The 5149-nt window shown below is 48.1% G+C and carries 4 protein-coding genes, 4 tRNA genes and 1 pseudogene; 7 read left to right on the forward strand and 2 right to left on the reverse strand.

Translation table 11 applies throughout. The features are described from left to right. The first annotated feature begins 107 nt into the window (after positions 1-107). Both murB and birA read left to right on the forward strand, forming a co-directional pair. The gene (gene murB / locus D9734_RS22995) at positions 108-1136 is read left to right on the forward strand and encodes a UDP-N-acetylmuramate dehydrogenase (RefSeq protein ID WP_130210845.1); all 1029 of its coding nucleotides are present in this window, start codon (positions 108-110) and stop codon (positions 1134-1136) included. Further along, positions 1133-2098, forward strand: coding sequence for a bifunctional biotin--[acetyl-CoA-carboxylase] ligase/biotin operon repressor BirA (gene birA / locus D9734_RS23000; RefSeq protein WP_130210847.1), 966 nt, complete (start codon positions 1133-1135; stop codon positions 2096-2098). Before murB ends, birA begins: the two co-directional genes overlap by 4 nt. 28 nt (positions 2099-2126) lie before the next feature. On the opposite strand, the gene coaA is transcribed toward birA, so the two are convergent. Together coaA and D9734_RS23810 are read right to left on the reverse strand one after the other, a co-directional pair. Continuing rightward, entirely contained in the window at positions 2127-3077 is a 951-nt protein-coding gene (gene coaA, locus D9734_RS23005; RefSeq protein WP_000023076.1) for a type I pantothenate kinase, read from the reverse strand. A 192-nt stretch (positions 3078-3269) separates the two neighbouring features. Then, a pseudogene (locus D9734_RS23810) lies at positions 3270-3420 on the reverse strand (hypothetical protein); the annotation flags it as partial. A 19-nt stretch (positions 3421-3439) separates the two neighbouring features. On the opposite strand from D9734_RS23810, the gene D9734_RS23010 reads away from it, so the two are divergent. The 5 genes from D9734_RS23010 to tuf form a co-directional block, all read left to right on the forward strand. Next, a tRNA-Thr gene (locus tag D9734_RS23010) sits at positions 3440-3515 on the forward strand. A gap of 8 nt (positions 3516-3523) precedes the next feature. Then, a tRNA-Tyr gene (locus D9734_RS23015) sits at positions 3524-3608 on the forward strand. A gap of 116 nt (positions 3609-3724) precedes the next feature. Continuing rightward, a tRNA-Gly gene (locus D9734_RS23020) sits at positions 3725-3799 on the forward strand. Positions 3800-3805: 6 nt separating this feature from the next. Then, a tRNA-Thr gene (locus D9734_RS23025) sits at positions 3806-3881 on the forward strand. 114 nt (positions 3882-3995) lie between these two features. Next, the coding region (tuf, locus tag D9734_RS23030) for an elongation factor Tu (RefSeq protein WP_001364266.1) at positions 3996-5149 on the forward strand (1154 nt) is incomplete at its 3' end.

A 5149-nucleotide genomic window follows, 5' to 3' on the forward strand; every position in this document is an offset into this window, starting at 1 on the left:
AGGATGGCCTTTTTGCGTTTCTACAAACTCTTCCTATCGTCATATCTACAAGCCATCCCCCCGCAGATACGGTAAACTAGCCTCGTTTTTGCATCAGGAAAGCAGCTATGAACCACTCCTTAAAACCCTGGAACACATTTGGCATTGATCATAATGCTCAGCACATTGTATGTGCCGAAGACGAACAACAATTACTCAATGCCTGGCAGCATGCAACCGCAGAAGGACAACCCGTTCTTATTCTGGGTGAAGGAAGTAATGTACTTTTTCTGGAAGACTATCGCGGTACGGTGATCATCAACCGGATCAAAGGTATCGAAATTCATGATGAACCTGATGCGTGGTATTTACATGTAGGAGCCGGAGAAAACTGGCATCGCCTGGTAAAATACACTTTGCAGGAAGGTATGCCTGGTCTGGAAAATCTGGCATTAATTCCTGGTTGTGTTGGTTCATCACCTATCCAGAATATTGGGGCTTATGGCGTAGAATTACAGCGAGTTTGCGCTTATGTTGACTGTGTTGAACTGGCGACAGGCAAGCAAGAGCGTTTAACAGCTAAAGAGTGCCGTTTTGGCTATCGCGACAGTATTTTTAAACATGAATACCAGGACCGCTTCGCCATTGTAGCCGTAGGTCTGCGTCTGCCAAAAGAGTGGCAACCTGTACTAACGTATGGTGACTTAACTCGTCTGGATCCTACAACAGTAACGCCACAGCAAGTATTTGATGCGGTGTGTCATATGCGCACCACCAAACTCCCTGATCCAAAAGTGAATGGCAATGCCGGTAGTTTCTTCAAAAACCCTGTTGTATCTGCCGAAACGGCTAAAGCATTACTGGCACAATTTCCAACAGCACCAAATTACCCCCAGGCGGATGGTTCAGTAAAACTGGCAGCAGGTTGGCTTATCGATCAGTGCCAGCTAAAAGGGATGCAAATGGGTGGGGCTGCGGTGCACCGTCAACAGGCGTTAGTTCTCATTAATGAAGACAATGCAAAAAGCGAAGATGTCGTGCAACTGGCACATCATGTAAGACAGAAAGTGGGTGAAAAATTTAATGTCTGGCTTGAGCCAGAAGTTCGCTTTATTGGTGCATCAGGTGAAGTTAGCGCAGTGGAGACGATTTCATGAAGGATAATACCGTTCCACTGAAATTAATCGTGCTGTTAGCGAATGGTGAATTTCACTCTGGCGAGCAGCTGGGTGAAACGTTAGGAATGAGCCGGGCGGCTATTAATAAACACATTCAGACACTGCGTGACTGGGGTGTTGATGTCTTTACCGTTCCGGGTAAAGGATACAGCCTGCCTGAGCCCATCCAGTTACTTAATGCTGAACAGATATTGAGTCAGCTGGATGGCGGTAGTGTAGCCGTGCTGCCAGTTATTGACTCCACGAATCAATATCTCCTTGACCGTATCGGAGAGCTTAAATCGGGCGATGCCTGCGTTGCAGAATACCAGCAGGCTGGCCGTGGTCGTCGTGGTCGGAAATGGTTTTCGCCTTTTGGCGCAAACTTATATTTGTCAATGTTCTGGCGTCTGGAACAAGGCCCGACGGCGGCGATTGGTTTAAGTCTGGTTATCGGTATCGTGATGGCGGAAGTATTACGCAAGCTGGGAGCTGATAAAGTCCGCGTTAAATGGCCTAATGACCTCTATCTGCAGGATCGCAAGCTGGCAGGCATTCTTGTGGAGCTGACTGGCAAAACCGGCGATGCGGCACAAATTGTCATTGGTGCCGGGATCAACATGGCAATGCGTCGTGTTGAAGAGAGTGTCGTTAATCAGGGGTGGATCACGCTGCAGGAAGCGGGGATCAATCTCGATCGTAATACGTTGGCGGCCATGCTAATACGTGAATTACGCGCGGCGCTGGAACTCTTCGAGCAAGAAGGATTGGCACCTTATCTTTCGCGCTGGGAAAAGTTGGATAATTTTATTAATCGCCCAGTGAAACTTATCATTGGTGATAAAGAAATATTTGGCATTTCACGCGGAATAGACAAACAGGGCGCTTTATTGCTTGAGCAGGATGGAATAATAAAACCCTGGATGGGGGGTGAAATATCCCTGCGTAGTGCAGAAAAATAAGAAAGGGGAGCATTAGCTCCCCTGAAAATTATTTGCGTAGTCTGACCTCTTCTACCGCATGATTAGCACTTTTCGTCAGGATTAAACTGGCGCGCTCGCGAGTAGGTAGAATATTTTGCTTTAAGTTCAGCCAGTTGATCTCTTTCCACAACGTCATGGCAGTCTTAATAGCTTCTTCTTTAGTTAATTTCGCGTAGTTATGAAAATAGGAATCCGGGTCTGTAAAAGCCCCTTCGCGGAATTTCAGAAAACGGTTGATATACCATGTCTGAAGTAAGTCTTCCGGAGCATCAACATATATCGAAAAATCGACAAAATCAGAAACAAATACATGATGTGGATCGTGTGGATAATCCATCCCGCTCTGTAAGACATTTAACCCTTCAAGAATTAAAATATCAGGCTGAACAACAGTTTTATCTCCATCCGGGATCACATCATAAATAAGATGCGAGTAAACAGGTGCTGTAACGTTTGGCACGCCGGATTTGAGATCGGAAACAAACTTTACCAGACGATGCATATCATACGATTCCGGGAAGCCTTTCTTCTTCATCAGGCCACGTTCTTTAAGCACTTTGTTGGGATGAAGAAAACCATCGGTGGTGATCAGTTCAACACGACGGTGTTCCGGCCAACGGCTTAATAGTGCCTGTAACACACGAGCAGTCGTACTTTTCCCTACCGCGACGCTACCAGCAATACTGATAATGTAAGGAATGCGTTGTCCGTTAGTGCCAAGAAACTGTTCCAGAACTGCCTGACGGCGCAGGTTCGAGCTTATATAGAAGTTCAGCAAACGTGATAAAGGCAAGTAAATCTCGGCAACTTCTTCTAACGAAAGATCTTCATTTATACCTTTGAGACGGGCGATCTCATCTTCCGATAACGTCATAGGTACGGAATCACGCAGAGCTGCCCACTGGTTGCGGTCAAACTGTAGGTAAGGCGTCATTAACGTTTGCTCTTTTATACTCATAAGCATGTTTCTGGCGGTCATAGCTCTATCGGCAAAGCGATATTTGCCATGGCGCGTCACAGTTCTGTTGAATGGGTTAATGGGCAGGAGGGTAACACCAGATGGGGAGGAATAATAAGAAAAAATCTCTTCCAGGAAGCTATCGTTGAAAAGCAATGTGACAGATATTCCATCTGATAAAAAGAATTGTGTTTTAGCTGGCGCGCATTGTTAATGCAGAGTGATGCTGAAAAAGTATGCTAATCTGCTCGCAATTCGGCTGTTTATTCATCGCGTCGCGCAAAATGTGACCAATAAAACAAATTATGCAATTTTTTAGTTGCATGAACTCGCATGTCTCCATAGAATGCGCGCTACTTGATGCCGACTTAGCTCAGTAGGTAGAGCAACTGACTTGTAATCAGTAGGTCACCAGTTCGATTCCGGTAGTCGGCACCATCAAGTCCGGTGGGGTTCCCGAGCGGCCAAAGGGAGCAGACTGTAAATCTGCCGTCACAGACTTCGAAGGTTCGAATCCTTCCCCCACCACCAATTTCGGCCACGCGATGGCGTAGCCCGAGACGATAAGTTCGCTTACCGGCTCGAATAAAGAGAGCTTCTCTCGATATTCAGTGCAGAATGAAAATCAGGTAGCCGAGTTCCAGGATGCGGGCATCGTATAATGGCTATTACCTCAGCCTTCCAAGCTGATGATGCGGGTTCGATTCCCGCTGCCCGCTCCAAGATGTGCTGATATAGCTCAGTTGGTAGAGCGCACCCTTGGTAAGGGTGAGGTCGGCAGTTCGAATCTGCCTATCAGCACCACTTCTTTTCTCCTCCCTGTTTTTTCCTTCTGTTTATTGCATTCAACAAGTCGGGCATGTTGCCTGGTTGATGTGGTGATATCACCGATTTATCCGTGTCTTAGAGGGACAATCGATGTCTAAAGAAAAGTTTGAACGTACAAAACCGCACGTTAACGTCGGTACTATCGGCCACGTTGACCATGGTAAAACAACGCTGACCGCTGCAATCACTACCGTACTGGCTAAAACCTACGGCGGTGCTGCTCGCGCATTCGACCAGATCGATAACGCGCCGGAAGAAAAAGCTCGTGGTATCACCATCAACACTTCTCACGTTGAATATGACACCCCGACCCGTCACTACGCACACGTAGACTGCCCGGGGCACGCCGACTATGTTAAAAACATGATCACCGGTGCTGCTCAGATGGACGGCGCGATCCTGGTAGTTGCTGCGACTGACGGCCCGATGCCGCAGACTCGTGAGCACATCCTGCTGGGTCGTCAGGTAGGCGTTCCGTACATCATCGTGTTCCTGAACAAATGCGACATGGTTGATGACGAAGAGCTGCTGGAACTGGTTGAAATGGAAGTTCGTGAACTTCTGTCTCAGTACGACTTCCCGGGCGACGACACTCCGATCGTTCGTGGTTCTGCTCTGAAAGCGCTGGAAGGCGACGCAGAGTGGGAAGCGAAAATCCTGGAACTGGCTGGCTTCCTGGATTCTTACATTCCGGAACCAGAGCGTGCGATTGACAAGCCGTTCCTGCTGCCGATCGAAGACGTATTCTCCATCTCCGGTCGTGGTACCGTTGTTACCGGTCGTGTAGAACGCGGTATCATCAAAGTTGGTGAAGAAGTTGAAATCGTTGGTATCAAAGAGACTCAGAAGTCTACCTGTACTGGCGTTGAAATGTTCCGCAAACTGCTGGACGAAGGTCGTGCTGGTGAGAACGTAGGTGTTCTGCTGCGTGGTATCAAACGTGAAGAAATCGAACGTGGTCAGGTACTGGCTAAGCCGGGCACCATCAAGCCGCACACCAAGTTCGAATCTGAAGTGTACATTCTGTCCAAAGATGAAGGCGGCCGTCATACTCCGTTCTTCAAAGGCTACCGTCCGCAGTTCTACTTCCGTACTACTGACGTGACTGGTACCATCGAACTGCCGGAAGGCGTAGAGATGGTAATGCCGGGCGACAACATCAAAATGGTTGTTACCCTGATCCACCCGATCGCGATGGACGACGGTCTGCGTTTCGCAATCCGTGAAGGCGGCCGTACCGTTGG

Source organism: Escherichia sp. E14S1 (assembly GCF_004211995.1).
Classification (GTDB): Bacteria; Pseudomonadota; Gammaproteobacteria; order Enterobacterales; family Enterobacteriaceae; genus Escherichia.